Raw genomic sequence first — 26,340 nt, 5'->3', positions numbered from 1 at the left:
GGGCGTCCTTCCGGCGACGGGGAGCCGATCATGCGCTGCGGTCGCAAGGTATCCGAGCGTCACACCAGTGGCCAGGGTGCGCGCTTCGTACCATTGGTACGCACATTGACGGCCCCGTGGTGCGAGGATGACCCGTATGCCCCGTGGACAGGAAGCGAAGATCACGCTCGTACAGGGCGACATCACCGAGCAGGACGTCGACGCCGTGGTGAACGCCGCCAACTCCTCGCTGCTGGGCGGCGGGGGAGTCGACGGGGCGATTCACCGGAAGGGCGGCCCCGGCATCCTCGCCGAGTGCCGGGAGCTGCGGGACTCGCGGTATCCCGACGGCCTGCCCACCGGTCACGCGGTGGCCACCACCGCGGGGCAGCTGCCCGCACGGTGGGTCATCCACACGGTGGGCCCCGTGTACGCCAAGTCGGAGGACCGTTCGGACCGGCTCGCCTCCTGCTACCGGGAGTCCCTGCGCGTCGCCCGTGAACTGGGCGCGCGTACGGTCGCGTTCCCTGCCGTCTCCACCGGCGTGTACGGCTGGCCCCTCGACGACGGCGCCCGGATCGCGGTCCGTACGGTGCGCGAGGAGGGCGCCGATTTCGACGACGTCCGGTTCGTGCTGTTCGACAAGACGGCGTACGACACGTTCGCCGAGGCCCTCTGAGAGCCGCGCACAGTCCTGCAGTCAGCGTCACACTGCCTTGCCGTCCCGTCGCACAGTCCTGCCGTCCCGCGCACCGTCCGGCGCCACAGACCGTCAGCTGCCGTGGAGAGCGGGCTCGATGAGCCCGGTCGCCCTGAGAACCGCGGCCCGTGCCGTACTGCCGTCGCCCTCTCCCGACGCGAGGTCGAGGGCCGCGGCGTCCAGTGCCGTGTCGGCGAGTTTCACGACGTGTGCGTCGCCGTGTGCCGCGGCCCGGGCGAACAGGTCCTCGTCCGTCCGGCTGCCGGTGTCCGGCGGGGAGACGCCTTCGGCGGGCGCGTACGCGGCGGTCACGGCGGCGCTCGCGGCCCAGGCCACATCCACGCTCGGCAGCCACAACTCACGTGGCAGCGCGGGCAGTACGCGCAGCACGGCGTTCGGCGCCGTCGCGGCGTGCACCAGTATCACGGGCGCGCTGTGCGCGTGCGTGGCGTACCGGTGCGTGGTGGCCCGCACCAGTTCGGCCAGCAGCTCGCGGGCCTCCTCCGGGCCGGGGGACGCGGGGCCCGGGCGCGCGGGCAGCCCCCGGACGCGGCCGACGCGGTCGAGGACACCGCCGCTCCGGTCCTCGACACGGGGCAGCACGGCGAGCCCTTCCCGCGCTGAACGTGCCGCGGGCAGCACGGGAATTGGCGGGAGGGGCGTGTGCCGGGCCGCCCAGTAGCCGAGGGCGTGGGCGAGTTCGGCGCGTCGTGGGGCGGTCTGCTCCCGGCCGAGCAGCGTGCGTACGGCGTGCCCTGTGCGGATGGCCGGGTGGGTGGCGTGGCCGATGATGCCGGGCAGCAGACGGGGCCACCATGCGGCCAGCACGTCCTGCCACGGGCGGTCGTCGACTGCGCGCGCGAAGTACGCGGTCCAGTCGGCCAGCCGGCGCGGATCGCCCAGCGCCTCCCGCCAGTTGGCGTCCGTGACGGGGGCCGACGGCGCGGGCATGTCGGCCAGCTGGTCCTGATAGTGGTCGATCCAGCGGTGCACGGCGGCGGACTGTCCGTGCCGTGCCAGGGCCTCGACGGCCATGGGTGCGTGGTTGCTCAGCTGCTCGGCGGTCTCCGGGCCCGCGGCGTGCAGCCGCTCCAGTGCCTCGTCGAGAATGCCGTCGGTGTCCGCGCCTTCCGGGGTCTGTGAGTCCATGCGGGCGACCGTACGGACGGCCGGTGGGCGGCATAACGGGCGCCGGACCGAGCGCCCGTCCCGCATCCGCCCTAGGGCCGGAGCCGCCCTCAGGACCGGAGCCACCCCAGAACAGAGCCGCCGACGGAGCCGCCCGGGACGGAGTGCCCTCAGGCGTTCCCTCAGGCGTGTCCGGAGCGGGCCAGCCAGCGGCCGTCGCGCCGGGACACCTCGATGGGCCGGCCGAAGCAGGCGGTCAGATGGTCGCCGGTGAGGACGTCCTCCGCCGCGCCGCGCGCCTGGATGCGGCCCTCGCGCAGCAGCAGCGCGTGGCTGGTGCTGGGCGGCAGTTCCTCCAGGTGGTGGGTGACCGTGACCGTCGACAGGCCGGGCCGCCCGGTGGCCAACTGCCGCAGCGTGTCGATGAGATCCTCGCGCGAGGGGAGGTCGAGCGCGTTGAACGGTTCGTCGAGCAGCAGCAGCGACGGGTCGGGCATCAGGGCGCGGGCGATCAGCAGCCGGGCCCGCTGTCCGCCGGAGCACACGCCGAACTGGCGGTCCGTCAGCTCCTTGCACTGCAGCTCGGCCAGCAGTTCGTGCGCCCGCTCGCGCGTCGCGTCGTCGTACTTGCGCCACAGCGGCTGGACGGTGCCGGTCGCCCCGGTGAGGACCACCGTCAGCCCGGTGGCGTCCTGCGGCACCCGCTGCGAACCGGACACGTGGCCGATGTGCGCGCGCAGCTCCCGCACGTCGACCCTGCCGAGGGTGTGCCCGAGCACGGACACGCTCCCCGTGGTCGGGTGCATGGTGGCGCCCACCATCTTCAGCAGCGTGGTCTTGCCCGCCCCGTTCGCCCCGAGCAGCGCCCAGTGCTCGCCGGCCCGCACGCTCCAGTCGATGTCGTCGAGGATGACCTGGTCCGTGGTGAAGCGCCGCACGCTGACGTCCGAGAGCGCGGCGACGGCGGGCCCGCCGTCCCCGGGAGCGGTGTCCGAGGGGTCGGTGACCGGCGAGGACGGGGTCATGGCTGCCTCCCTGGGCGCGTGCTGCGTACGCGTCGACGATGCTCACGGAAGACTAGCTGTACCCTGCAACCGCACTCCGCGGCGCCCCTGCCGCACAGGCGAGGGAGCCCTGCGCTGAGCGGGCCCGTCAGGCGGAGGGCGGGGCGGAGCCGCCACCCTCACCCTGGTGCGTGCGCAGCGTGCTGGAGGGGATGCGGAAGGTGTTCAGGTGCTTCGCCCTGCGGCCCGTCGTGGACTCGATGACGCGGACGGCGACGGAACGCAGTTTCTCGTTGCGCTGATGGGAGTTGCGGCGCAGCACCGCGAACGCCGTCTCGGCGTCGACACGTTGACGGGCCATGATGATGCCGACGGCCTGGTCGATGTAGGAACGGTGCTCCAGCGCCTCGTGGATCTGCTCGGCCAGTACGGCACGGTCCACATTGCGGAGTGACGCCTGGAGCATGAGGGACGCGTTCTCGGCGAGGGCGTCGCAGACACGGCGTACGGTCTCGTCGAAGACGTCGGTGCGGAACGCGTAGAAGTTGAGGGCGCCCACGCTGTGCTCGTCCAGGGCCAGCGGAGGGCAGTACACGGCGTTGATCTCGAACTCGCGCGCCGCCTCCGGGTATTCGCCCCACCGTGTCTCGTCCGCGAGGTCGGCCGCGTACACGGCCTTCTGCTCGTCCATGGCCTCCACGCACGGCCCGTCCTTCAGTCCGTACTGGGTCTCGTCCAGGAGGACGGCCAGGTTGTCGGAGGAGCCGACGGTGGCCAGCCGTCCCTCGCGCCGCAGCGTGACGCTGCACAGCACGTCGTTCCGCACGGTACGGGCGCCGATCACCGCAATGTGCTGCAGCGCTTCCTCGACGGACTCGGCGAACAGCAGCGCTTCGGCCAATTCGCCCGAGGCCGCCCGCAGTTGTGTGGAGTCTGTGTGGGTCTCGGGGGACGGCATCCGGCCTCCTGGCACGCGCCCGCGTTCGCGGCGGGAAATGAGCAGTCTTGTTCCGCATCCCGCGAGTGCCCTGCGGGACGAGTGGAAAACCTCCCGGTGAGAGGCCGTCCGGCGGTCTCCCGCCGGCCTTCGCAACGCTTCTGAGCAGCAATTTCGCCCCGTAGGCAAAGTGGACAGCTGACGGGGCGTCTGGCAGCGTGTGATCTCCGAGTTTCATTGGCTTGGGTGTCTGGCAGTGGGCGTCCGTGCCTGTTTCGTCGTGCCCGTGTGCCGAGTCAGGAGGCTTCAACCCCCCTTTCGCGGCCGTGGGTGCAGCGTCCAGGGGTTGGAGTCCATGCGCGAGCAGACAAGGCTGCCGTCCGGCAGTGGGGAGTGTGTCGGTGTCTACCGGTATCTGGTGGCCGGCGCCAGGTGGTGGTGGTCCGACGAGGTCTACCGGCTGCACGGCCTCGTTCCCGGTGAAGTGGAGCCCAGCACCGAGCTGTTGATGAAACACCTGCACCCCCAGGACAAGTCCCGGGCCGTGCGTGTCCTCGAGCGGGGGCTGACCCTCGGCGAACCCTTCAGCGTCTACCACCGGCTGCTGGACACCACGGGGCGGGAGCGCCGCATCGTCGTGGCGGGCGACGGGCAGCTCGCCGAGGGCGGCGGCGTCGTCGCCGTACGGGGCTTCTTCATCGACCTGACGGACCCGGTCACCCGCGAGATGCGGGAGTTCTCGGAGCGCAGCGTGGCCGCGGCGCGCGCCACGCAGGAAGTCATCGACCAGGCGCGCGGCGTACTGATGGCGGTGTACGAGATCGACGCGGACGCGGCGTGGGCGCTGCTGCGCTGGGCCTCGCAGAACACCAACACCAAACTGCGCGACATGGCCGGCGAACTGGTGCACACGGTGTCGGCGGGTGAGGGGGACCGCGCGCTGCGCGGTCGTGTGGAGCGGGTCCTCTCCCTGCCGGAGGCACCCCGGGCCCAGCAAGCACTGCGGCGGCGCCGGGAGTGACCCCCGGCGCCGCCGTACGGGCCGCGGCTCACTCCGTCAGCAGGACGGCCTCCAGGGTGCGCGGCCCGTGCACGCCCTCCACCCGGTCCAGCTCGATGTCGCTGGTGGCGGAGGGACCGGAGATCCACGTCAACGGGCGTGCGGGGTCGAGCCGTTCCAGCGCCTGCGGTACCGAGTCCACGGCCTGGGCCGGCACCCGGATCACGCAGATGTGGTGGTCCGGTACGAGTGTGACGCGGCGCCGCCCCTGGCCGGGGCCCGCGTCGAGCACCAGCGTGCCGGTCTCCGCGACGGCGACCGCGCAGCCTGTCAGCACGCTGTCCACGGCGTCCAGTTCGTACGGGCCGAACTCTGCCGAGTCGTCGAGCCGTTCGACACCGGCGGGCAGTGCGGACAGCCATGCTTCCGGCAGCCCCGCAGGACAGATGACGGACTGTGCGCCGCGGGCCTGCAACAGTTCTGCGAGCAGAACGGGCAGTCCTGTCGTGTCCGTACGGTGCACGATGGCGCGGTAGTCGGCGAGATTCTCCGCCAGCAGGTCCGCCGTCTGCTCCGGGGTGCGCTCCCCGTGGGCGCGCAGGTACTCCCGCGGTACGGCGGCCTGTTCGGGCCCCTCCTCGCGCGGCACGTCGGCGAGTGCGCGGCGCACCCGGGCCAGGACAACGTCACGGCTGCTCACTTCGTACCTCCTGTACGGCCGTCGGGCGCGCCGGTTCCGGGAGCGCCGCCGTCTTTACGGGAGGCGCCGTCCGTGCTGCCGCTCGCGTGTCCCGTACCGCTCGCCTGTTGACCGCCGCGGGTGCGCTGCCACCAGTCGCGGAACGACTCGGCGGGAATCTCCGGCAGGTCCCTGCTGTCCGACCAGGCGCTGCCCGGGCCCGGCAGCCGACGGGGCACCAGCCTGCGCGACCGCCCCGCGAGCCGCTGGCCGGCACGCAGCACGCTCGGGTGGTCGAGCGCCCAGCGCGACGCGCGGATCGCGGCCCTTTCGGCCGCGTGCCCCTTGGCAGGGCGGATGGTCGTGCGCTGCCCGCGCACTGTCACCGGTCCGCCCTCGACGACCCGCTGCCGCAGATGCACCAGCACCTCGGGGATGTCGATGGCGACGGGACAGACCTCGTAGCACGCGCCGCACAGCGTGGAGGCGTACGGCAAGGAGGCGTCCAGTTCGCTCTGGATGCCGCGCATTTGGGGACTGAGGATCGCACCGATCGGACCCGGGTACGCGGAACCGTACGCGTGCCCTCCGGCGCGCTCGTACACGGGGCAGACGTTCAGGCAGGCGGAACAGCGGATGCAGCGCAGCGCCTGCCGTCCCACGGTGTCGGCCAGCGTGTCGGTGCGGCCGTTGTCGAGCAGCACCAGATGGAAGGTCTGCGGGCCGTCCCCGTCGGTGGTGCCCGTCCAGGTGGACGTGTAGGGGTTCATCCGCTCGGCCGTCGAGGAGCGCGGCAGCAGCTGCAGGAACACCTCCAGGTCCTGCCAGGTGGGCACCACCTTCTCGATGCCGACGACCGAGATGAGGGTCTCGGGGAGGGTGAGGCACATCCGCCCGTTGCCCTCCGACTCGACGACCACCAGGGTGCCACTGTCGGCGACCATGAAGTTGGCGCCGGAGATGCCGACCTTCGCGTCGAGGAACTTCTCCCGCAGATGCAGCCGTGCCGCTTCCGCCAGCTGCTTCGGGTCGTCGCTCAGACCCTCCGGCGCGGGCCTGCCCCAACGGCCCATCTGCGTACGGAAGATGTCGCGGATCTGGTCCCTGTTGCGGTGGATGGCGGGCACCAGGATGTGCGACGGCAGGTCGTCGCCCAATTGCACGATGAGCTCCGCCAGATCGGTCTCGTAGGCGTTGATGCCCTCGCGTGCCAGCGCGTCGTTGAGCCCGATCTCCTGGGTGGCCATGGACTTGACCTTGACCACGTCGCGCTCGCCGGTCTCGTGCACCAGCCGGGCGACTATCCGGTTGGCCTCCTCGGCGTCGGCAGCCCAGTGCACCTGTCCGCCGGCCGCGGTGACAGCCGCCTCCAACTGCTCCAGATAGTGGTCGAGATGACGGAGGGTGCGCTCCTTGAGCGCGGCGCCCGCCTCGCGCAGTGCGGACCAGTCGTCCAGTTCGGACACGGCCTGGGCGCGCTTGGCGCGGATGGTGTGGGTGGCGTGCCGCAGATTGCCGCGCAGCTGCTCGTCCTGCGTCGAGACGGCTGCCGCCGCGGGGAACGCGGGCATGCCCAGATACGTACCGCTCACAGTGTGGCCTCCTGCGTGCTCGCCAGGATCTCGGCGATGTGGACGGGGCGCACCGCCGAACCGCGGCGGGACAGTGTGCCGCCGATGTGCATCAGGCAGGAGTTGTCGGCGGTGCACACGGCGCCCGCGCCGGTCTCCTCGATGTGCCGCGCCTTGTCGGCGCCCATGGCGGCGGAGACATCCGGGTTCTTGACGGCGAAGGTGCCGCCGAAGCCGCAGCACTCCTCGGCGCCCTCCAACTCCCGCAGCTCCAGGCCCTTCACGGCTTCCAGCAGCCGGCGCGGCCGTTCACCGAGACCGAGCATGCGCAGCCCGTGACAGGTCGGGTGGTACGTCACCGTGTGCGGATAGCAGGCGCCCACGTCCGTCACCCCCAGCACGTCGACCAGGAACTCGGTCAGTTCGTACGTCTTCGCCACCACGTCCGCGGTGCCGGCCGCGTCGATGCGCGGGTAGTTGTCGCGGACCATGGCCGCACACGAACCGGACGGGGCGACCACGTAGTCGTAGTCCCGGAACGCCTCGGTGAAGCGGCGCACCAGCGGCTCGGTCTCGCGGCGGTACCCCGTGTTGAACTGCGGCTGTCCGCAGCAGCTCTGCTCCTGCGGGAAGTCCACCTCCACGCCCAGCCGTTCCAGGAGGGTGACCACCGCCCGGCCCGTCTGCGGATAGAGCGTGTCGTTGACGCATGTGACGAATAGCGCTACCCGCACTGCCTCTCCTTCTCCGATGTCCTGCCACGGCCCCGGCCCGTGCCGTGACCGGTTCCGTCCCGGCCGAGCGTCATGATCGCGGGAAGGAGCGTACTGCCGGAGCGCCCGGGTGTCCCGTACCCGCGCACGCCCGGCCCGCGCCGGAGTACGGGGCTTCCGCGCCCGCGCTCCGGGCAGTGGCTCCCGGCCCGGACGGGCAGGGAGGGAACGTGATGTGAAACGATTCATATCCTGTGGTCCGTGCGGCCCGCGCGTCAAGAGAGAGAACGGCGCGGACAGTTGAGCCGGCCGCCGAGTGCGCGGTCAGCGGGCCACAGGAGGCGCGGTCGGCGGGTGCGGGGCGGCGTCGGCGGCGGCAGTGCGGTGCGTACGTCCGTCTGCACGCCGTCCGGTACGCCCGGCTTCCGGGCTTCCGTACCGCACCGGCGATGTCGTGCCGGCGGGCCGGGCCACCCGGTCCGTGTCGTCGGCGGACTGCCGCCTGCGTAGCATGTGCCCTCGTGGCAAGCATGGTGGGCATCAAGGACGTCGCACGCGCGGCGGGAGTATCGGTCGGCACGGTCTCCAACGTCATCAACCGGCCGGAGATGGTGGCCGATGTGACCCGGGACCGGGTGCAGGCCGTCATCCAGCAGCTGGGCTATGTGCGCAGCGAGTCGGCCCGGCAACTGCGGGCCGGGCACAGCCGCATCATCGCGCTGCTCGTCCTCGACATGGCCAACCCGTTCTTCGTGGACGTGGCCTCGGGCGCGGAGCAGGCGGCGCGGGAGACGGGGCTCGGCGTCATGCTGTGCAACAGCGCGCAGAGCTCGGCCGAGGAGGCCGAATACCTGTCGCTGTTCGCCGAACAGCGTGTGCGCGGTGTGCTCATCACCCCCACGGACACCAGCGGCGCCAATCTCGCGGACTTCCAGCGGCACGGCATCTCCACCGTCTCCGTCGACCGCATGGTGCCCAGCGCGGAGGGCTGTTCGGTCTCCGTCGACGATGTGGCCGGCGGCTCGTTCGCCGGCCGGCACCTCGTGGAACAGGGTCACCGGAGCCTCGTGTACGTCAGCGGCCCGATGCATCTGAACCAGTGCCGGGACCGGCGCACAGGTGTGGTCGAAGCGCTGCGCGAGGCGGGCCTCCGCGAGGAGGACTGCCTGCGCCAGGTCGAGGCGGAACGGCTGGACGTACGGGCCGGACGGGACGCCGGTGCGCGGCTGTTGGGCATGTCGCCCCGGCCCACAGCGGTGTTCTGTGCGAACGACCTGCTGGCCCTCGGAGTGCTCCAGGCGCTGTACGGCGCGGGGGTGCGCGTACCGGAGGACATGGCGCTCGTCGGCTACGACGACATCCAGTTCGCCGCCGCGGCGGCCGTCCCGCTCACCTCCGTACGGCAGCCCGCGTACCGGATGGGGCGCGCCGCGGCGGACCTCCTGATCGAGGAGACGGGCGAGGACGCGGCCCTGCACGAACACCAGCGGATCGTGCTCCAGCCCGAACTCGTGGTCCGCGCCTCGAGCATGACCGCCAAGAACTGAACTCCCGTACGGGGGTGCACGCGACTCCCGTACGGGGCGTACGTGCCGGACGGTGCTCGGTGCGGTCTTCGCGTCGTCGTCCGTACGGGACGGGTCGCACAGACGACGGCGCCGCCCTTCCGTGGGACGGGAAGGGCGGCGCCGGGGGACTTGCGTCAGACGAGCAGGCCAACGAAGTGGACGACGCCGGCGAGCACGTTGGTGATGAGGTCCATGGTGGTGCGTTCTCCTTGCATGGTCAGTGTTGGGACAACACGCCCTCCCCTCAAGGGACATGAAGGGGGGATGCGCCAACTGCGGTCTGCAGCCCGCCGCTTGCGCACCGTAAGCATCTGTCAGCACACAGTTAACGCGCAACTTCAGCGAGTACGGCCATACGTTCGGGCGAACGACCGCTCCCTTGTTCGCCTGTTCCCGTCCGTTCCGGGGCGTCCGGGGCGTCCGGGGCGCCCTGTGCGAGGGCGTTCGCGGTGGAGTCGAGCAGTGCGCGGACGTCCCGTACCGCGGCCCGTCCCGCACGGTTCGCGCCGATCGTGCTGGCGGACGGGCCGTAGCCGGTCAGATGGACGCGGGGGTCGCGCACCGCGCGCGTGCCGTCCAGCCGGATGCCTCCGCCCGCCTCGCGCAGCCGCAACGGTGCGAGATGGCCGGTGACGGGCCGGAAGCCGGTGGCCCACAGCACGGTGTCGGCCGCCATGTGCCGGCCGTCCTCCCACAACACCCCGTCCGGCACGAGCCGTTCGAACATCGGCTGCCGTACGAGTACGCCGGCGTCCCGCGCCCTCCGCATCGCCTCCGTCATCGGCAGCCCCGTCACCGAGACGACACTGCGCGGGGGCAGCCCCTGCCGTACGCGGTCCTCGACCAGTGCGACGGCCTCCCGGCCCTGGCCCTCCCCGAAGGGTCCCTCGCGGAACACGGGCGGCTGGCGCGTCACCCACGCCGTCTCCGCCGCCACCTCGGAGACCTCCAGCAAATGCTGTACGGCCGAGGTGCCCCCGCCGACCACGACGACCCGCTTGCCCGTGAACGCCTCCGCGTCCGGACCCGGGTACTGGGCGGTGTGCAGCTGCACACCGCGGAAGTCCCCCATGCCGGGTACCCGCGGCCAGAAGGGGCGGTCCCAGGTGCCGGTCGCGTTGATGACGGCCCGCGCCGACCACGTACCGTCCGACGTCTCCACGAGCAGCCGTCCGCCCTCGCCCTCGCGCACCGCGTGCACGTCGACGGGACGGCGTACGGGCAGCGCGAAGGCGCGTTCGTACTGTGCGAAGTACTCCCCGATGACCTCGGACGACGGGCGCTCCGGGTCCGCTCCCGTGAGCTCCATGCCGGGCAGCGCGTGCATCCCGTGCACCTTGCCGTACGCCAGCGTCGGCCAGCGGAACTGCCAGGCGCCGCCGGGCCGCGGTGCGTGATCCAGGACGACGAAGTCGCTCCACGGCGCGAAACCCGTGCGCCGCAGGTGATACGCCGCCGACAGTCCGGCCTGCCCGGCCCCGATCACCACGACCGCAACATTGTTCATGTTTCTACTAACGCCATGACGGCGGCCGGGCTTCCCGCACGACTCCTCGGGAGACGTCCCGAGAGCAGGCCTCCCGTGGGCAGGGAAAATGGAGCCATGACTGACGCACTGCAGACCCACGTCCTCCAGATCAGCACCGGATCCGGCGAAACGGTGGCCGATCTGACGCGAGACTGCGAACAGTTCCTCGCCCAGGCAGCGGGCGGCCGGGACGGCCTCCTCAACGTGTTCGTCCCCCATGCGACCGCCGGCATCGCGATCCTGGAGACCGGCGCGGGCAGCGACGACGACCTGCTAGCCGCCCTGCGCGACCTGCTGCCCGCCGACGACCGCTGGCGCCACCGGCACGGCAGCCCCGGCCACGGCCGCGACCACGTCCTCCCGGCCATCGTGCCCCCGCACGCCACCCTCCCCGTGCTCGGCGGCCGCCTGGAACTCGGCACCTGGCAGTCCATCTGCCTGGTCGACACCAATGGGGATAATCCGCGGCGACAGGTGCGGCTGAGCTTCCTCGGGGTCCTCGGATCCTGACGTCTGGCTGCGGACGTGTGCTTTGGCGGTACTACTGTGTGCTGGGCCATTCGTACACGGTCGACTCTACTGACAGGTCTCGAACTCCCTTGAGGTGGACGTCTGTTGGCGTCTCGACTTCGAATTGGTGTACGGGGTTGTTCACTAGGCGGAGTGTCGGCTTGCCGGTGCCCTTCTCCAGATGTGAGGCGATAACGAGCGTGTAGTTCTCGCCCTCGGAGCAGGCCCGTGCGAACTCCGAACGTGTCAGGGTGAGTTCGCTCGGGACAGCACCTCCGTGGGCCTTGATCTCGTAGTAGCGGCCGGCTGAATCGTAGGCATCGGCCCCCATGCCCGACGCACCCCGCTGATCGTCCAGCTCGACACCCTGCTCCCGTAGGATCCGGCGGAGCGCCAGGACGGTGAGTTCCTCCTTGTGGTCGTCTGTGTAGCCGGGTGGGGAGGCCTGGCGGTGCGGCGGCGCACCTCCGGGTCTGGGCTGGGGGAGTGGGCTTGCGTGTCGGCGGGGTGAAGGTGCCGCTATCTCCGGCATACGGGGAGGGGGATTGCCCGGTGTGGAAGGCGTTCCAGTGCGGGTGACCGTGCCGGGCAGCACCTCGAATTCGCCCGCGTCCACGAGGGGACGTGCGACCGGTGCGTGCTGCAGGCCGGCTTCGGTTTCAGGTCCGAGGTTTCCGGGCGACGCGGGCGCTGAACTGGTACGAGGCGGGATGACTCCGGCCGAGCCAGCGGCGCCAGCTGGGTCGGTGCCCTTGCCCCGCTGAGGGGCGGGCTTCCCGTTCAGCATCGCCGCGGAGGGAGCCAGTTGCGCTCGCCGACGCAACTCTTCGGCGAACCGCTGCCGCTCCTCGCGGTCATGCTGCCCTGACGATGTCAGTGCTGTTCCGGCCCGTGCCTCCACCAATCCTTCTTCCCAAACGTCCCGCCAGCTGTGGCCTACGCGAATCCGTTCTTCCGTGAAGTGGGCGGCGATGGCCGCGCCAGCACCCGACTTGGTGGTCAGCGCCGTGTGAGAGCGCAGGAACAGCGTGTTGCGGCCGCGGTCGATCTGCGCATCGACAGGGAGCTCGATGGGCTCGTAACCGTCTCCCGGTTCTAGGCGGACCCGCAGGCCGGGGAGCAGTCGGACTTCCAGGCCCGCCAGCCAGGTCCAGCCGGTGAAGGCCTCCGCTGTCTCGGGGTCGTCGCGCACCAGAAGGTCCTGGAGCGTGGCGACTCCTCGCCGGAAGTCTTCCGTGAGGCTTGCGTCGGCGGGTTGGTCAAGGGCCGGGCCTCCAGCACCGGCCCCGTCCAACCTTGCCTGCTCGTACGTGACTTGAGCGCTCGTGATGTCCAGGAGAGTGACGCGCAGTGGCCCGAGCAGTGCCGTGAACTGCTGGACGGTCCCTCCCGGCTTCCACAGGGGCAGCCGGTCCGTCATGGCTCGCTCGACTCCGGGGTCGACCACGGCGAACACTGATCGGCCCTTGCCTTTGATCCAGCCGGCTGTGGTCCACAGCGGCAGACTCCGCAGCCTGCTCTGCAGCCCTGGCGACATCGGCTTGTCGTGGGAGGAGATCATGTCTCGGAGGCGGCGCAGAGCCTGGAGCGTGACTCTTTGACGTTCGGCGTCGGGGGCCTCGCCTGCCCCGGAGATCTCCTTCAGTACGTCGATGAGGTCATCGAGCCCGGGTTCGGGGATGCCCAGCGCCTGCCACAGTGGGGCGACGTCCGCACCGGTCAAGGTGAAGGGACGGTAGCCGCGCAGAATCGCAGGGCCCTGAAAGCACTTGCCGGACTCCACCCAGCCCTGGTCAGTCAGGACGAGGTCCTCGAACAAGAACTCGTGGCGGATCTGCTTCTCCACTGCCGTGTGGGTTGTGTCTACCGAACGGTGTGTCAGGCGCCGAGCCAGGGATTGATAGACCAGCAGTGCCTCCGCCCTCAGGCTGTCCGACACGTCGGTGTCATCAGCTTGACGGTCCCGGAGCTCACGCAGCCGTTCCATGAGGCGCGATACGTCAGGGTCGCCGGAGACGCCCAGAGCGGTGAGGGCCTCTGTGCGGCTGGCCAAAGCACGGTGGATCGCTGGGTGGAGGTACCCGGGATCTTCCGGTCCGTACAGCGCCTCAGTATCCGGTGTGCGCAGGGTGAGCTCGCCCGGCGGTCGGAGCCGGCCTTGGCTGTCCTCCAACCAGGCGGTCTCTCGGAGCCGCCACACCCAGATTGCTGCCATCTCACCTTTGACGGACCACTTGTAGTGGCCTTGGGCCATGGGAACGACGCCCTGGTCTGAACTGCTCAGCGATGTGGCGAGGGTGCGTAACAGGGCGGCTGTACGGCGTCGTCGCTCGTTCACGTCCGTCTGGGCCGCGATGTTCTTGACCACCGCGACGAGGTCGCTGCTGATCAGGTCGTCCAGAGTGTGGTCGGCTCCCTTGTCGATCATCTGCTTCCACCGGCCTGTGACGGGCCACCTGCAGTCCCGTGCGAGGCCGAGACGGGGATCACCCGCGTACGTCTTGGTGTCCGCCGGGTAATAGACCTCGTGCACCGGAGTGAGTCGGGGGGCGTCTGCCACACCCAACAGCCGGAGGAAGGCGGTTTTGCTCAGACCGTCTGCCTGGGCGGCGGAGAGCAGCGATCGCGCATAGGAGCGACGCACCCAGATGAGACCGGGAGTCTTGCGTGCCGCGACCTCAAACCGGTCTCCGTCAGCGGTCTCCAGCGCCTGGGGGAGATAGGCAGCGCCGGGCTTCACCCGGCGGACTTGCTCGATCCCGTCTTTGTCGTAGGCGAAGCCGTTGAGGAGGATGGCCCGTCCGATGCCCGGACCGAGCGGGTCGCGTAGTTTCTTGGGCATCTCGCCGAGCGCCTGCTGCAGGGCGATGAGCCGGGCGGTCTCCGTCGCCTCGTCGCTGTCGGCAAGTCGTCCACCGGCTTCTCCGAGCCGGGAGACGATCTTCAGCACGGCTGCCGTGTCGTCGCGGCGCACCAAACAGCCCCGCCGACGCAGCCACGCGGTGACGGCTTTCGCCCAGGCGTTGTCCTCTGCGTAGGCGGGATGCAGGTCCAGAACGACGCCCAGCGCATCCAGGGGGCCGGTGGCCTCACTGGATGTTTCGGTGAAGGCGTTCTCAGCGGGCTGCGGTCGAAGCCGGCGCCCGTCGGTGGCGACCAAGCACGTCCGACTGGCCAGGGCATAATCGTGGCCCGTTTCGAGAGCCACCGCGGCGAGCCGCACGAATAGCGTGACGTCCTGCCATTCGTCGTCGGAGAACAAACCGAGCGCCTCCGTGACCCGTACCTCCTCGTGCAGATCTGCCGCGCCTGCCGCGCGCCAGTCCGCAACAACCTCCCGCCAGCGATCGACGTTGTCGCGCACTGAGGCGGGAAAGGTGTACGGGGCGTTGCCCAACCGGGCGATGTCACTATCCGGGAGGATCCCAGACAGAGCGGCCTCCTCGACTGCGAAATCGGCCAGTGTGGCTTCGGTACTCCCTTCTCCAACCGGCAAGGTGAGCTTGGCAGCGAGTGACTGCTGTGCGCGGGTGAGCAGCTCGGTGCGAATGCGGTCCTGGAGGAGGTTCGCCGACGCAGAGTCAGATGGGCAGGGGAGGGGAATGAGGTGCCATGCCGTGTGATCCACTCTCTCCAGCACATCACGCACTCCTGCCGCCCAGAGGTCGGCAACCACGGGCACAAGCTGCGCGTTGAGAGGGCTGTCGGCGAAGCCCTCGCGGCTGGCGACAGGGTCGAACTGGGTATGGACGCGGGCCGCCACATCCAACGGGGCGACGGGCAGGCTGGCATGCACGCTCCCCTTCGCCCCCCGCTCCAGGGGCAGCGCGATGCCCACGGGCACGATCGGTCCCAAAGCCTTATGGCTGCGTTCCCAGTCGGAGTGTGGTGCTACCTGTGCCGTATACACACGCCACAGCGCCCCGTCGGTCGTCCGAGCATGCTGCACATCCACGTCGTGCTCGACGCCGTCGATCACGAGCCGACGCCGTGTCATGTCCTCCCAGGACAGGGCCAGCACGGTGCTCTGCTCGGCCGCAGCTACGTTGAGGCAGCGGAGGTGACGCAAAAAGAGCAAGGAAGCGTCGTCCTAGTCCTCGAACCATTCGAGGAGCTGGGTTGCGGTCAGAGTGCCAGGGGACAGCGGGAGGCGGAAAACGGTCCAGTCGGGTCCGGAGATTCCATCGGGGAGTTCCGGCGGCGCCGCGGGTGCGAGGTTGGAACCGGAGAAGCGCACGTGGAAGGGGTGGCAGTGCACCTCCCACACCGTGGTGAGGGCCATCAGCGTGGATAGTCCGATGCCGAACCGACCGGTGGCTTCAGCATCGGCAGTCTTGCCGCTGAGCCAAGGCATGCCGAGCGGGAGGACATCAGCCAGGCCTAGGCCGGCTCCGTCGTGGGCGATCAGAATGTCGTCAGACCGCAGCAGGATGCGCAGGTGACCGGCTCCCGCGTCGTCGGAGTTCTGGATGAACTCGGAGAGGAACTGGAGTCTGTCGGTCGAGAGTGTCTTGGCGCCGTTCAGCGCGCCATCGGCCATCTTGCGGTGGACTCCATGACCGCTACGTAGCCCCTGGTCGAGGAGCCGGATGGCACGTGCCGCTTCTTCTGGGGTCGGCACCTCCACTTTCGTAGAGGTGTCCGGATCTTCCAGAAGCGCGTGTACCGCCGCAGTAAGCGCGTCCACGTTTGCATCCCTCCCCATTGGTGCCTTGCGGTGTCGACAAGCCTGGGGTCCGGGTTGGTTTCCGACCATCAGACGGGCGTAATCGCGCCATGTAGGTAAGGCGCCACGACGTGCGGTGCGGTTCGGCTAGTTGCCGCCCGCACCGCGGGGCAGGCAGGGGCGGATGGCATCACGCTCCTGCAAGGTGCCGAAAACGGCGGGAACTGGTCCAGGTCGCCCTTCGTTTACCAGGCCGGCCTGGTAAAGCGCCTCGTTGGCCGGAACGACCTGGTCGCGGAACCCGATGACCGCCCGGCCTATTCACGCCAGGGCGAAGACTGATTGACGCGAGGGGGCGTTCAGAGCCGTCGGCCCCAAGTTCTGGTGGTGTTGGCTGACGCCGGGCCGCGATGGGCCCAGGGCGTGGTTGCTGTGGCGGATGAAGCGGCTGCATCTCATAGCCGGTAGGCGAAGCGGAACGCGCCGCCCTCATCGCGGCAGGGTCCGCGGCCGCGCTCGCTGAACGGATTCGGCAGCATGTGCACATGTCGGTGCTCCGCGTCCAGTACCGAGTTGACCACCAGGATTCGCCAGCGGTCACTGCCGCCGTGCCTCTGCGCCGCCCGTACGGTAGTTGGTTTCACCGAGCTCGATCTGCCCGCCCGGCCCCTGGGTGGCCTTGACCTCGTAGAATCGCAGACTTCTGGCGGAGCCGACCCTGAAGTTCGTAGCCGAGGCTGTCGTCTCCGGCAGGCCCGGAGAACATGTGGGGCCGGTTGCCGGAGCCCCGACTGGTCTCGTCGGTCGCCCGATCCTGCTTGCGAAGCCACTGGTACGCGTCACACTCGCCCACGAAGCCGATCGCCGAGCGCTGCGCCGGCGACAGCCCGCGCTTCCCGTCCACGCCCACGCCCGGCCCTCGACCCGAGGGGGCGGCCGTTGGGGTCGTCTCATCCCTGATGAGCCGTTTCTTCGCCGGTTGGAGGCGAAGCCGAAACCAGCGGCGACTATCTACTGAAAAGGTGGTCAAGAACGTTAAAGTAGACAGCACTTGATGGGGGAGGAGCCGCGTGTGACCGGCATGATAAACGGGCGGTTTCATCTACTGCCGCAGGCGGAGAAGCGCCAGGGCGGTATGTCCGAGGTGCGCAAGGCAGTGGATGTCCTGAGCCCGGAGGGCGCGTACGCGGCGGTGAAACTGCTCAAGCGGCGTGACGACGAGGAGAGCACGCGGATCTTCCTCGACCGCGAGACTGCCTCGTTACAGGCGCTGAACCATCCGAACATCGTGCGGATGCTGGACTCGGGCTGGGACGAGACGCTGGAGCAATACTTCATCGTCCTGGAGTGGATTGACAGAAGTCTGAAGGACGAGATGAGCGGGGGTCGGCCGCTGGACTGGTCGGCCTACTTTGCCCGGATCGGGCGGCCGTTGGTATCTGCTCTCGCCTACGCTCACGAGCAGCGGGTGGAGCACCGGGACATCAAGCCTGGAAACGTCCTTCTGGCCAGCGACGGCACGGTCAAGCTCGCCGACTTCGGGATCGCCAAGGTCGTGGAGACGGCGGCGGCCGCGACGGACCACACGGTAGCTGACTACGGTTCCAGCCTGTACAAGCCGTTGGAGAAGAGCAGCGTCGGCTGGGTCAGAGACGTCTATGCCTACGCTGTCCTGACCATCCAGGTCCTGTCCAACAGCAAGGCCCGCGACTACCCCGGACTGCTGTCAGCGCTGGACGAGCTGGAGATGGACACCGATATCCGCGCGATTCTGAAGTCCTGCATCGACCTCGAACCGCAGGAGAGGCCAGCCAACGCCATCGTGCTGGAGCACCAGCTGCTGGAGGCGGAGCGACGGTGCGGCAACCGTGACGCGCGCCAGCGCAACTCGGTGTGGCTGAAGATGACCAAGAGCGCCGCAGAGAAGCTCGTCACCGTGCCCGAGGGGGAGGATCTCAGTCTCGACCAGGTCATGGCGCGCGCCAAGTCGGAAGTGATGTCCGATATATCAGGCACAGTGCACGTCGACTACGGCTGGAACCCAGCCACGAAAGAGGTCGATGCCGAGATGGTACGGGTCTTCGGCCGGAAGCTGTTCCTGCGCATGGTTGTCGACGACAACAACTCTGACCGGTGCGTCATCGTGTCCGCGGAAGAGCGGCCGGAGGAGTGGCTGGCGAAGCGCCGGGAGTTTGCCCTCAAGCTTGATCCGATTTTGAGTTGGACCTTCTACGATCCGGGCGAGGATCCGGCCAACCGCGGACTGAACGTGCTGCTGGCGGGCCTCGAAACGCATGTGCAAGCCCGCGAGGAGAAGGGCCGTGAGGACCGGCGGCAGAGCCTTGGGGACCTCTTCGACGGCTGGCGGCACGTCCTGGACGCCCGCGAGGAGATCGCGGCGAACGGGCGGCAGCCCGTCGCCTACGACAGGACGGAGGGCACCTCGTACACGCGGTCCTTCCGCCTGGGAGCCACCGAAACGGTGGTGGAGATCGGCGACGAGTGGTCGGTCGTGGAGTACCCCTACAGTCGTCCCATCGACCGGGGAGTCGTCACCGGTCGAACCGAGGACACTGTCCAGCTCCGCATGACTCGTGCCAAGACGGCGCTGCCGCGCTGCGGTTACCTGCTGCCCTTCCTTGGCCCCAGCCAGAGTGCCATCAACCGGCAGCGCGACGCGCTGTCCATAGTCGCCGCCCAGCAGAGCAGCAACCCCCATCTGGGCAAGATTATCGAGAATCCGCAGGGGGTGCCGATCCTGCCTCCGGCCGAGGTCACCTCCTGGGTACGCGCCGACCTTGACCAGAGCAAACGGGATGTGGTCGTGCGTGCGCTGGGGACGCAGGATTTGGTGCTGGTCGAGGGCCCGCCCGGTACCGGCAAGACCACAGTGATCGCGGAGATCGTTGAGCAGACCCTCAACCGCAAGCCGGACGCACGGATCCTCATCGTCAGCCAGACCCACATTGCCATCGACAACGCGCTGCGCCGTCTGGAGGAGGCGGGTATCGACGGCCTGGTGCGCCTGGGCCGCCCCGACGATCCGCGTATCGATCCCGCCGCGCAATCGCTGCTCTTGGACCGGCAGGTCAAGAGGTGGACGCAGAGCGTTCGGGCTCGGGCGGAGAGGCACCTGGAAGCAGTCGCGACCCGGCAGAAGCTGGAGGCACGGCACCTGAAGGCGGCACTCCTGCTGGAGGAGGCGGCCGCCGTCGCCACCGACCTCGCGCATGTCGAGGCCCGGCTCGCGGAATTGACCGCTCAGCCTCTGCCAGACCGCAGCACCTCCGCGCGGGAACTGGGAGAGGAAGCGGTCACAGTCGGCGCCCGCCGGGAGACACTCCTCGAACGGCGCGCGGCCCTGGCTGCCGAGATTCAGAGCGCCCTGGACGGTGACCTCACCTTGCGCGAGACCATGACCGCGCGGGAGTGTCGGGACGCCGTCGAGGCCCTGTTTCCGGCAGCGGGCGCCGGACAGGACCTCGTGCGGCTGCTGCGCCTGCAGGGTGAATGGCTTAAGCGGATCGGCAGCGACCCGCACCTGATCGCCAGTTTCCTACGGACCCGGAACGTGGTGGGCGGCACGGCCCTGGGCTTCTTGGGGCATCCGGCAGCCCGTAGCCTGGACTTCGACCTGTGCATCTTCGACGAGGCGTCGAAGGCGACTGCGACCGAGGCGCTGGTCCCGCTAGCCCGCGCGAAGCGGTGGGTGCTGGTGGGGGACACCAGGCAGCTGCCACCGATCGACGAGGACCTGCTGCGCAATGGCAAGGCCATGGAAGATCATCAGCTGACCCCGGAGATCGTGCAGACGACGCTGTTCCAGCACCTGGCGGACAATACACAGTCGCCGGTCAAGCACCTGCTGCGCGAGCAGTATCGGATGACGCCGGCCATCGGCAATATGATCAGCAGCTGCTTTTATGACAACGAGCTGCTCTCTCTCAACCCGCACGAACTGCCGGGATACAGGGGCATTAACCGGCCTGTGCTCTGGATGGACACCAGTTTCCATCCAGGGCGGCGTGAAACGGAGCGGTCCGGCACCGAGACCAGCGTCTCCAACCGGCTTGAGGCGCAGATCGCGGAGAAGCGTCTGGAGGTCATCGACTACGCGATTGGGAAGGGGGCTGTCCAGCCGCGCGGCGGCAAACCCCTGGAGGTTCTGGTCATCGCGCCCTACGGCCGTCAGGTCGAGACGCTCAAGAAGCAGCTGGCCAAGAAGAAGCTGAGGCACTTCACGCCCGAGGTGCTCTCCGTCGATGCCGTGCAGGGTCGTGAGTGTGACCTCGCGGTCTTCTGCGTGACCCGCAGCAACTCCGACGGCCGGTTCGGGTTCCTGGGGCAGCCCTACTGGAGGCGCATCAACGTCGCCCTCTCCCGCGCCCGGTTCGGGCTGATCATCGTCGGGGACGCCGGTTTCTGCCGCAGCAAACCCGGCGCCCTGCGCAACGTCCTCGACTACATGAGCAGCCACCCGGAAGACTGCGAGATCCGCGATGCCAACGTTCAGTGAGGACAGCCTGCTGGCCGTCCGTTTCGGAAATACTCGTACCGGCTTCGACCTCGTCGGCATCGTCGATGCGGCTCTGCCGGTGGCCCGCATCACCGCCGATGTCCTGGCCCAGGACAGCAAGGACATCCCCCTGTTGGAGGAGTACGTCCTGCGGCTCGTTGAACAAGGGGAGAGGACACCGGAATCGATCGCCGGGTTCCTCGGCCTGGACGTCACCATGGTCAACCAGACCGTGGCGGCTCTCTTCGGCTCCGACGACCTACGCTGGACCGCTCCCGTGCCCGGCACAGCGCCCGTTCCGCGGCTACGCCTGACGGAGAAGGGCCGCTTCACCGCGACGAAGGCGGCTGCCATCGTCCCGGTCCGGGTCAGCCAGTCCCTCGTCTTCGACCAGATGCTGTGGCGGGCCTCCCCCTACAGTCGCCGCAGCACCATCGCCCGAGACGTGGCCACCGAGGCCGGGATGATCATGTTGCCTGCCGCGCGGTCCGGTCCCGTCGAGGACGGCGAGGTGACCGCCGAGGAGATCACCACCCTTCTTCAGGAGAACGGCACCACCACCCGCGAAGTCCTGCAGGTAATAAGTATCGTCCAGACCCGGACCCGTCACGTCCTGCCGGTTAAGCTCCTCGTCTACGCGGACGCTGAACGCACTGACATCGAACTCGGAGTCGTCATTGACGGCGAACTGAGCGACCGCCACGAGATCGAACTGATCGGCTTCGGCGGCGCCAAGGGCCTCGGCATCAACGTAGAGCCCGAGCCTGAGCGCCCCCTGCTGGAACCCGACCTCGAAAATGCTCGGATCCCCCTGCAGGAGGTCACCCAGAAACGCGAAGAACAGGCCGCCGTCCAGCTCAACTCCCCGGCGCCCCTCCCCTCAGAGCCGAAGGCCCAAGAGCCGCAGGCAGAGGAGATCCGCGCAATCGGTGTCTTCGAGCACCCTGAGCTCCTCGACGAGGCCCTTACCAGCACCCGGAAACGCATCTTGATCATCTCGCCGTGGATCACCGGCGCGATCGTTACCACGACATTCGTCGGCAAACTGGAACGCCGACTGCAGCGGGGCGTGAAGGTCGACATCGCCTACGGCTACGACGACAGCGAGAACAGGACCGACCCGAACGCCATCAGAAGGCTCAACAACCTCGCTGCGCGATACCCCGAGAAGCTGCACGTGACACGCCTCAGAAGCAACCACGCCAAGATCCTCCTCTTCGACGACACCTGGGTGACTACCTCCTTCAACTGGCTCTCCTTCAAGGGCGACCCGGACCGTACCTACCGTGTGGAGGAGGGCACCCTGATCCGGAATCGGGATAAAGCCGATACCTACTACACCCGTTACCTCGAACTCATCGGTGACAACCGCCGATAGGCTCGCACCGGGGAGCCAGGTCTGACCGAACTGAGGCAGGTGGACGCCCCCCCCGGAGCCAGCCCGTCGCCCGGGTAGTCGCCGTGACGCTCATTTGACGCTGAGTACTCGGGCTTCGATCCGTCAACTTTGCCTCAGTCACGGAGAGCTCAGATTCCCTTATGTTAGGCATCGGCCGGGATCGGTCGGCCGGGAGTTGGTCGGGGGCCACCGTACGTACGCCACGTTCTAGCAGGGCTTGCGTGGGTTATAGCTGTGGAGGGATTTCTTGATCACGACGGGAGCCGACGGTACCCGGGTCTGCTCGGAGGCTGACGATCACCGCTGGCGGGACGACGGCCGCGGCCGCGGCTGCCCGTTCTGTGTCGGCCACCGCATTTCTTCCACCAATCGTTTTTCGGACCTCTACCCGGACGACGTCCCGAGGTTGGACACTGAGTGCTCCGGCATCACCGCAGACCAACTGCGCGTCGGCAGCAGCCAGGTGGTCTGGTGGACGTGCGACATTAATCCCGCGCACCCGTCGTTCCGGCGAGTTGTCAACGCTTTCACCGGAGGCAGGAAGGGCAACGGCACCAAGGCGTGTCCCGAGTGCCGCTTAGTGGGGACCTCGGTACAGGAGCTGCAGCTGAAGGCGGAGCTCGCCACCGTGCTACGCATCGATCAGGACCGCAGACAGGTGCAGGACGCCGACGGTCGCAGCGCGGCCGTGGACATTGTTGCCGTCGATGAGCACGGCAACCCGTCTTTTGTATTGGAGTTCGACGGAGTCTGGTGGCATGAGGGAAAAGAGGATAAGGACGCAGCTAAGGCAGCCCGGCTGCGCGCTGCGGGATTGTCTGTAGTGCGGATCCGCGAGGCGCGCCTGGCGCCACTGGATCCGACATTCGATGTAGTCATCGGGTTCCTGGATGCCGCTGAAGTCGCCGCCGCCGACGTGTTGGATCACTTGGCCGGGCTGGGATTGGTAGGAAAGACTGAGGCCAATCGCTATCGTGAGGATTCCTTCGCCGGTCCACAGAACCGACCTCTCGCCGCGCAGTGGATCCGCGACCGACTCGGGGAAGCCGCGCTTCGCGTCGAGCGGAACCTGCACAAGGAACGGTGGGCGCGGATGTATGCAGCACTCGTCGACTACGAGGCTATCGAAGGCCATTGCTATCCGAGTGATCAGGAAGTCATGGTCGGCGGTGTCGATCTGGCCCGTTGGGTCCGAAAACAGCGTGCCTTGGCGGCTAGTGAGTGCCTGGACGACGAGCGCGCCCGACGTCTTTCCTCCATTAACTCGTGGTCGGCCGAGAATGCCCACGACGCGTCATTTCGTCGACAGTGTGACCGTTTCCGAGCCTCTGTTTTGAACGAGTACGACGCGATGGAAACGCGCGAGGCGACCGTGTGGGCGAACAATCTTCGTATGACCCGCAAGCGGCTGGGCGACCGGGGCGAGGACCTGCCCGCATGGAAGCTAGCAGCACTGGCGTCGATACCCGATTGGAGCTGGTCCCCATTCGAGGAGGAATTCTTAACTAAGGTCATGATCCTTCAGGACTTCACTGACGATACCAAGCGCAGTGTCGGCAGCATTAAGCAGAGGGAAGAGTGGAGTGGGTATAGGATAGGCGTCTGGATAAACTCCTTCCGGAGCCGGCGGTCCACCTACGACGCGGAACGCAGAGCCGTTCTGGAAGAATTGCCGGGCTGGGTGTGGACACCACAAGAAGACGTTTGTAACGCTACATTAGCTGAATTGCGCATCTGGGTGGCCGAACACGGCCGGATTCCACGAGCACACGCTTCCAACGTCACCGAACGGCGACTTGGGGTGTGGAAGCGGAACAACAAGAGCAAGCGCCAAGGCTGCGCCGACGACCAGGCTGTCCGGCTACGGGCTCTGCTGACTGAGTACGACGAGCACATGCCCTGACAGGGTTGTCCTAATGGAGTTTCGCGAGATATCAACAAGTATAATCCTCATCGGCAGGTGAGGTTGTCGTTTCTTGCCTTGACGGCGAGGCCTGACCCTAAGCCGAGAGCGCGGTCGGACCAAACGACCCTGGTGCGCGCCGTGCGGCCCGCCATTGGCTGGCATCGGCCATATGGCGAAAGACGGGACGGAGGCCAGGGCGCAGCTGCGTAGGGGCGTGTCCGCCGCGCTCGGCTGGGGGGACGCACGTCCTGCTTCGCTGGGAAAGCCGTCTATCTGCAAGGCGAGATGGATCGAGTAGGGGGTTTACTGCCGCACTCATGTGCGCTTACAGGCGCCACCTCATGTACATATGTAATGAAAGGACTTCATAGTCCTCGACACGCCGCTGTGGTGGGCCGTGCAGTCGCTGACAGCCGGAGGTCGAGCTCGAGTGCGGTGTGCTTGGCCTGCTTGCCGGCACGGACCAGCGCGATGGCACGCGCCCGGAACTCCGGAGGACAGGGACGATGCATGGCTGCCAGCCTTCCGTGAAGGGCCGTCAGATAACCACCAGAATTGGAACCCAGGACGTGGGGCAGGTCAAACCTGTCACCCAAAGCTGCATCGGACCCCACTGAGGATTCTGGCCGGCCGCCATCTCGAACCATGAATGCGAGCTTCGTTGTTACGACGAAGCTCGCCTCCGCTCACCGGGACTTACTCAACGCGGCTTGATCGCACGTGAGGTCATGCAATGTCCGGCACATAAGGCCATTGACGACCTGCTGCGGAGAAGCCCGCCTGGCCGACCGACGCGAACGAAGTCGCCGCACTCGTCCTGGACGACGCCCTCGTTGACCTACCGGCTCCGCGCGGCTCCAGTGGGTTGCCGGCGTCGACATCCTGAGCGCTGGGGGTACGAACAGGCCGCGGAGCCACTCAGCCTTGGTCAGGAGCAACCGGGGAACTCGGGGATGGGCAGCGGGTTTGGGAGCGGGTGCCGCGTCCATCCGGTATCGCGGTCCCAGTGCAGGACATGGGTCTCATCCAACAGGGAGCCGACCCAGACACCGGTGACGCCGGGCGGCACGTTCGGGAGCCGCTGGGGCAGCAGGCTAGGGTCGGCAAGGCGGCGCCATGCGGGGAAGCGCATCCATGTCAGCCAGAAGAACACCTCACGGAGCGGCCGGTCGGACGCCGCGTTGAGCTTCGAGGCCAAGTCCTCGTGCAGCCCAAACTCGACTTCCAGCAGCTCCACCAATTCCGTTGAACAATCAGCATCAGCAATGGGGGGCGGTTTCGCGGGAAGTGGGGTCTGCAAGGTCAAGGTCCGTGCGAGGGCGATCCGCTCACTTACCTCCCGGCGGGCCAGTTCGGCCAATTCGGCTGCGGTGTGGCGACCGGGAAATAGCGCCCGCGTCACCTCGGCCCACTTCCGTTCATCCTCGGCCCGACGCTCTTCCAACATGGCGATGAAGCTCGGATTGAATGACCACTGCACCGGGCCCATCCGGGGCGGTTCCGGGACCGGAGAAGGCGGTCTGGGCTTCCCTTGCCGCAGGTTCTTCTCAGTCCTCTTGGCCCAGTGGGCCGGGTTGAATGTCGGCATCTGTTCGTACCCCGTCAGCAGCCCAGCGGTGACGAAGCCGGTACCGGTTTCACTGGACACCGAACAGCCGAAACTCACCCCAGCAGCACCCAGGGTCCCGTACGGGCATCCCTTTGCGTGCAATGGCTGCGCGATACAGGCCGTGCCGGGGCCGAAGCCGGTCACACCACGCCGTTCCAGTTCGGCCAGCGCTGGACTGATGACGGTCAGGGCATCTTTGAAGTGGGGGCTCCCCTTGCGACCTCCGTAGGTCGCCTTCGCCGTGATATCGAATACGACATGCCAGCTCAGACACAACTCGGGCATCGCACGCTCTTGCAGGTACGGTTCCCAGGAACGCCTGCTCTGCTCGGCCACACTGCTGGTCACCAGCGTGGTCTCAACCGCCCGATCACGACCGCACATGAGGTCGTAGCGACCGTTGCGGTCAGTCCGCCTCTCATGGAAATCACCACACAGAGGGCAACTGTCATACGGCTCAACGGTCTCCCCCGTGCAAAACAAGAGGACGCCTGCTGTCCTCAGCTCCACGGGATCACTGCTTCGGGGCATGACTCTCCTCTGTATCGGTGAGTGCATCCCAGGGAAGCGCAAGCTGTTCTAGTGGCAGACGAGCCACCGTCTTGACCATGTCGTCCCGGCAGTACCCGAGGCCTGCAGCGAGCAGAGTCCGCACATGATGATCGAGGCTCTCGATCACCAATGAGGGCAGCCCGAGGGCTTCAGGGATGGCCCACGAGTCCCACAGGAGGACATCCAGATCGGTATCGCCAACCGGCAGATGCGTATGCAACTCCCACGGAGGGACGGCCTGTAGAGGGCCCCGCACCGCTCGACTCCGCCGCGCGAGTAACCGGCGACCGGCCCGTTGCAGAGCCTGCAGCACGGCCATCTCGGCCACAGCCACCATCAAAGTCTCACGAGCGCTTTGGTCCATGATCTACCTAA

General features: G+C 68.0%; 18 protein-coding genes. 7 read left to right on the top strand and 11 right to left on the bottom strand.

Translation table 11 applies throughout. The annotated features are described in order from the left end of the window. Positions 1–136 precede the first annotated feature (136 nt). Complete coding sequence (locus tag AC3AGO_RS05970) at positions 137–658, top strand: O-acetyl-ADP-ribose deacetylase (RefSeq protein WP_487819062.1); 522 nt, start codon at positions 137–139, stop codon at positions 656–658. Positions 659–751: 93 nt separating this feature from the next. Here AC3AGO_RS05970 and AC3AGO_RS05965 read toward each other — a convergent pair whose 3' ends face one another. The 3 genes from AC3AGO_RS05965 to AC3AGO_RS05955 all read right to left on the bottom strand — a co-directional run bounded on the left by AC3AGO_RS05965 (position 752) and on the right by AC3AGO_RS05955 (position 3,769). Then, positions 752–1,828 carry a questin oxidase family protein gene (locus AC3AGO_RS05965; RefSeq protein WP_487819061.1) on the bottom strand — a complete coding sequence of 359 codons (1,077 nt, stop codon included), beginning with the start codon at positions 1,826–1,828 and terminating at the stop codon, positions 752–754. Positions 1,829–1,989: 161 nt separating this feature from the next. After that, entirely contained in the window at positions 1,990–2,832 is an 843-nt protein-coding gene (locus AC3AGO_RS05960; protein ID WP_487819060.1) for an ABC transporter ATP-binding protein, read from the bottom strand. Positions 2,833–2,959: 127 nt separating this feature from the next. After that, positions 2,960–3,769 carry a GAF and ANTAR domain-containing protein gene (locus tag AC3AGO_RS05955; protein ID WP_487819059.1) on the bottom strand — a complete coding sequence of 270 codons (810 nt, stop codon included), beginning with the start codon at positions 3,767–3,769 and terminating at the stop codon, positions 2,960–2,962. A 334-nt stretch (positions 3,770–4,103) separates the two neighbouring features. On the opposite strand from AC3AGO_RS05955, the gene AC3AGO_RS05950 reads away from it, so the two are divergent. Further along, positions 4,104–4,769, top strand: coding sequence for a PAS and ANTAR domain-containing protein (locus tag AC3AGO_RS05950; RefSeq protein ID WP_487819058.1), 666 nt, complete (start codon positions 4,104–4,106; stop codon positions 4,767–4,769). 28 nt (positions 4,770–4,797) lie between these two features. On the opposite strand, the gene AC3AGO_RS05945 is transcribed toward AC3AGO_RS05950, so the two are convergent. The 3 genes from AC3AGO_RS05945 to AC3AGO_RS05935 are packed head-to-tail and all read right to left on the bottom strand — an operon-like array spanning position 4,798 to position 7,732. Further along, entirely contained in the window at positions 4,798–5,448 is a 651-nt protein-coding gene (locus AC3AGO_RS05945; RefSeq protein ID WP_487819057.1) for a LutC/YkgG family protein, read from the bottom strand. After that, a complete protein-coding gene (locus AC3AGO_RS05940) occupies positions 5,445–7,019 on the bottom strand; it encodes a lactate utilization protein B (RefSeq protein WP_487819056.1) in 1,575 nt (524 codons plus the stop codon). The genes AC3AGO_RS05945 and AC3AGO_RS05940 overlap by 4 nt, the downstream gene beginning before the upstream one ends. Next, on the bottom strand, positions 7,016–7,732 hold the full coding sequence (locus AC3AGO_RS05935; protein WP_487819055.1) for a (Fe-S)-binding protein: 717 nt from the start codon (positions 7,730–7,732) through the stop codon (positions 7,016–7,018). Before AC3AGO_RS05935 ends, AC3AGO_RS05940 begins: the two co-directional genes overlap by 4 nt. 509 nt (positions 7,733–8,241) lie before the next feature. On the opposite strand from AC3AGO_RS05935, the gene AC3AGO_RS05930 reads away from it, so the two are divergent. After that, the gene (locus AC3AGO_RS05930) at positions 8,242–9,258 is read left to right on the top strand and encodes a LacI family DNA-binding transcriptional regulator (protein ID WP_487824550.1); all 1,017 of its coding nucleotides are present in this window, start codon (positions 8,242–8,244) and stop codon (positions 9,256–9,258) included. A gap of 346 nt (positions 9,259–9,604) precedes the next feature. On the opposite strand, the gene AC3AGO_RS05925 is transcribed toward AC3AGO_RS05930, so the two are convergent. Continuing rightward, the gene (locus AC3AGO_RS05925; RefSeq protein ID WP_487819054.1) at positions 9,605–10,786 is read right to left on the bottom strand and encodes an NAD(P)-binding domain-containing protein; all 1,182 of its coding nucleotides are present in this window, start codon (positions 10,784–10,786) and stop codon (positions 9,605–9,607) included. 96 nt (positions 10,787–10,882) lie between these two features. On the opposite strand from AC3AGO_RS05925, the gene AC3AGO_RS05920 reads away from it, so the two are divergent. After that, positions 10,883–11,317: a secondary thiamine-phosphate synthase enzyme YjbQ gene (locus tag AC3AGO_RS05920; protein WP_487819053.1), complete on the top strand. Its 435-nt coding sequence runs from the start codon at positions 10,883–10,885 to the stop codon at positions 11,315–11,317. 31 nt (positions 11,318–11,348) lie between these two features. Here AC3AGO_RS05920 and AC3AGO_RS05915 read toward each other — a convergent pair whose 3' ends face one another. Continuing rightward, positions 11,349–15,338: a hypothetical protein gene (locus AC3AGO_RS05915; protein ID WP_487819052.1), complete on the bottom strand. Its 3,990-nt coding sequence runs from the start codon at positions 15,336–15,338 to the stop codon at positions 11,349–11,351. A 69-nt stretch (positions 15,339–15,407) separates the two neighbouring features. Beyond that, positions 15,408–16,004 (bottom strand): sacsin N-terminal ATP-binding-like domain-containing protein, encoded by a 597-nt coding sequence (locus AC3AGO_RS05910; protein WP_487819051.1) that lies wholly within the window; start codon positions 16,002–16,004, stop codon positions 15,408–15,410. A 1,060-nt stretch (positions 16,005–17,064) separates the two neighbouring features. On the opposite strand from AC3AGO_RS05910, the gene AC3AGO_RS05905 reads away from it, so the two are divergent. The 3 genes from AC3AGO_RS05905 (at position 17,065) to AC3AGO_RS05895 (ending at position 23,801) form a co-directional block, all read left to right on the top strand. Next, a complete protein-coding gene (locus AC3AGO_RS05905; protein WP_487824549.1) occupies positions 17,065–20,499 on the top strand; it encodes an AAA domain-containing protein in 3,435 nt (1,144 codons plus the stop codon). Further along, positions 20,483–21,877, top strand: coding sequence for a phospholipase D-like domain-containing protein (locus AC3AGO_RS05900; protein ID WP_487819050.1), 1,395 nt, complete (start codon positions 20,483–20,485; stop codon positions 21,875–21,877). The genes AC3AGO_RS05905 and AC3AGO_RS05900 overlap by 17 nt, the downstream gene beginning before the upstream one ends. A gap of 268 nt (positions 21,878–22,145) precedes the next feature. After that, a complete protein-coding gene (locus tag AC3AGO_RS05895) occupies positions 22,146–23,801 on the top strand; it encodes a helicase associated domain-containing protein (RefSeq protein WP_487819049.1) in 1,656 nt (551 codons plus the stop codon). Positions 23,802–24,732: 931 nt separating this feature from the next. Here the strand turns inward: AC3AGO_RS05895 and AC3AGO_RS05890 are convergent. Beyond that, positions 24,733–25,761 carry a hypothetical protein gene (locus tag AC3AGO_RS05890; RefSeq protein ID WP_487819048.1) on the bottom strand — a complete coding sequence of 343 codons (1,029 nt, stop codon included), beginning with the start codon at positions 25,759–25,761 and terminating at the stop codon, positions 24,733–24,735. Positions 25,762–25,927: 166 nt separating this feature from the next. Beyond that, the gene (locus tag AC3AGO_RS05885; protein WP_487819047.1) at positions 25,928–26,329 is read right to left on the bottom strand and encodes a hypothetical protein; all 402 of its coding nucleotides are present in this window, start codon (positions 26,327–26,329) and stop codon (positions 25,928–25,930) included. Positions 26,330–26,340 lie beyond the last annotated feature (11 nt).

This window comes from Streptomyces sp. BL1 (assembly GCF_057628045.1).
This window is presented reverse-complemented; position numbering and strand designations above follow the sequence as displayed.